The following is a 2,795-nucleotide window of genomic DNA, read 5'->3' as shown; positions in this document are numbered from 1 at the left end:
GGCCATGCCGGTGATCCTGACACAGGCCTCAGAGCTCGAAACCTGGCTGACCGCAGACTGGTCCGGGGCGCGACGCCTGCAGCGCCCGTTGGACGACAATATGCTGATCGAGGTGGAGTGATGCCGCTGCACACTCCGGATCGGCGCTACATTGTCGTGCGCGGGCGGCTTTGGCGAGCAACGAACCCAAACCTGGCAAAGGCAGAACAGAAACACCTGACACAAAAGCTGATGGACGCACGACGCGCCGTGAAAGCCGCGCTGGCTGCGGGTAACCAGAAGGCCGAGGAAGAAGCGCGCGGTGAAGTGGATGCTGCGAAACACGCCCTAGGTGAGCGTGGGCCGGTATGGTGGACGGATGGAGCGCCGGACCTGAACCGTAAGATGGTCAGGAACACGGATTATGCCGCCTGGTATGACGACCTCGACAGCGAGAAGCATGATGCGCCGGGTTTACCGGAGGCTCCAACTCCTAAGTACGGTGGAGCATCATGAGCAAGACAACGAACAAGTTCTCCCCTAAGGTCCGCGAGCGCGCAGTGCGCAGTGCGCATGGTCCTTGACAATCCGGGTCAGCATCGATCGCGCTGGCAGGCGATCGCCTCGGTGGCCGCGAAGATCGGTTGCTCCGCGAACACGTTGAATAGCTGGGTCAAGAAGGCCGAGGTGGACAGCAGGCAGCGCGCCGGCATCCCGAGCGACATGGCCGAGAAGATGAAGGCGCTCGAGCGGGAGAACCAGGAGTTGCGCCAGGCAAACGAGATCCTCCGCAAGGCGTCAGCATATTTTGCCATGGCGGAGCTCGACCGCCGGTCGAAGTGATGGTGACGTTCATCGATGTTCATCGTGCGGAGCATGGGGTCGAGCCGATCTGCAAAGTGCTGCCGATCGCCCCATCCACATACTACGACCACCTGCTGAAGCGGGCAGAACCGGCCCGGCGGTCAGCACGTGCCAGGCGGGACGCTGCACTGCGCCCCGAGATCCACCGCGTGTTCGAGGAGAACTGGCAGGTCTACGGTGTCCGCAAGGTCTGGCGGCAGCTCGGGCGCGAAGGGATCGCTGTCGCGCGCTGCACGGTAGCCGGCTGATGAAAGACAGGGGTCTTCAGGGCATCATTCGCGGCAAGCCACATCGCACGACGATGCCGGACAAAAAGGCGCCATGTCCACTCGACAAGGTGAACCGGCAGTTCCGCGTACCCGCGCCCAACATGCTGTGGGTAAGTGACTTTACCTACGTGGCCAACTGGAAAGGGTTCGCTTACGTCGCCTTCGTCACCGATGCTTACGCCAGACGCATCGTGGGCTGGAGGGTCAGCACATCGGCCCATGCGGGCTTTGTTCTCGATGCGCTGGAGCAGGCTGTCTAGGAGCGCCGGCCGGCGAAGGGCGTGGGACTGGTCCACCACTCGGATCGCGGTTCTCAATACCTGTCCATCAAGTATTCCGAGCGTTTGGGCGAGGCCGGTATCGAGCCATCTGTCGGAAGCATCGGAGACAGTTATGACCACGCTCTCGCGGAGACCATCAACGACTTGTTCAAGGCGGAGGTCATCCACCGCCGCGGCACTTGGCGCAGTTTCGAGGCCGTCGAATACGTGACCCTCGAATGGGTTGACTGGTTCAATACCCGCCGCCTGCTCGAGCCCATCGGGAACATCCCGCCCGCTGAAGCCGAAGAAGAATACTACACAGCTCTGGAAGCCGATGCCATCGCCGCGTAACTAACGAAAATCAGCCTCCGGCAGACCCGGCGCGGTTCACTGCGATAGCGAAGTCATGCTGCGTCAGCGAAGGCTGAAAATCCAATGACTGCAAAGTCCGCACAGCGCCATTGCGCCTTGGTTCGCCGCGCCGAGCACGAACTTCCGGTCTGGGGAGCTGCACCGCAGCGCCAGTCATGGGCCGACTGGTAGCTAAGGGCCGAAACGACTGGCTTGCAGCAGCCTCTAGGCTCCCCACCGGCTGTCCTGTCACATGTCCGCTTCGAGTCCATTTTACTTGATGTTGCGGAGTGTGGGAATGTCTGCAAATCGAACAACGGCATCGCTGCTTATAGGAATGACTACAATGTGTTGACCGTGTCACACCGTAGATATTCTGGTAGATAGGAATCGTTCGCCTTCGGTTGAATCTGCTGTAGGACGGAGACGAAATTCTCCAACTCCGATGAGTGCTACTATCTACGCTACAACCTCACTACAGACTAGAAATACCATATCATGAGAGTTCACTCTGCATTTTTGGCCGGGCTGCTTGCCGTTGCTACACCGTTGTGGGCGGAGGATCCGACCGTTGATACCAAAGACATCGACAATTGCCTGGCTACAAGCACTGATCGGCATGTCTGTATTGGACTCGCATCGGCAACGTGCATTGAGGCTGCGAGCGGCAGTGGCGCAGTATACGGGGCGTGCTACGGTCTGGAGTTCGAATTTTGGGATGGTCTGTTAAACCGTACCTATCGCGACCTCATTACCGAGGTTCAGGCCTTTGATGAAGCAGTAAATGAAACCGGCTTGCCCCCCCCCATCGCCGAAGATGAACTCCGCAGCATGCAACGCGTCTGGATCTCATACCGCGATTCGCGCTGCAGCCTCATCGGCTTGAGTTACAATGGGGGCACAGGTGCCGCATTTGGCGGAACTGAATGTAAAATGCAAGCAACGGCGGAACAGGTATTTGTTTTGCGCGATATGTTCGCGCGCTTTTACAGGCCATAAATTCCGCACACCAAGGGTGTGGCTCGCTGATCTGCGGATAGAGCTAGCCCGCTAGGTGTTTGATCCCACG

General features: G+C 59.2%; 2 protein-coding genes, 1 pseudogene and 1 other annotated feature. All 3 genes and pseudogenes read left to right on the top strand.

What is annotated here, in order from left to right; all coding sequences use genetic code 11:
- The first annotated feature begins 120 nt into the window (after positions 1–120).
- The 3 genes and pseudogenes from KO490_RS05840 to KO490_RS05830 all read left to right on the top strand — a co-directional run bounded on the left by KO490_RS05840 (position 121) and on the right by KO490_RS05830 (position 2,725).
- On the top strand, positions 121–495 hold the full coding sequence (locus KO490_RS05840) for a hypothetical protein (RefSeq protein WP_216018474.1): 375 nt from the start codon (positions 121–123) through the stop codon (positions 493–495).
- Positions 492–1,726 (top strand): annotated as a pseudogene (locus KO490_RS05835) (IS3 family transposase). Before KO490_RS05840 ends, KO490_RS05835 begins: the two are co-directional and overlap by 4 nt.
- Positions 780–896 (top strand) — a sequence feature (AL1L pseudoknot). (Overlaps the previous pseudogene by 117 nt.)
- Positions 1,727–2,224: 498 nt before the next feature.
- Positions 2,225–2,725 (top strand): lysozyme inhibitor LprI family protein, encoded by a 501-nt coding sequence (locus KO490_RS05830; RefSeq protein ID WP_216018473.1) that lies wholly within the window; start codon positions 2,225–2,227, stop codon positions 2,723–2,725.
- The last annotated feature ends 70 nt before the right edge of the window (positions 2,726–2,795 follow it).

The organism is Paracoccus sp. C2R09 (genome assembly GCF_018860625.1).
Lineage (GTDB): Bacteria > Pseudomonadota > Alphaproteobacteria > Rhodobacterales > Rhodobacteraceae > Paracoccus.
This window is presented reverse-complemented; position numbering and strand designations above follow the sequence as displayed.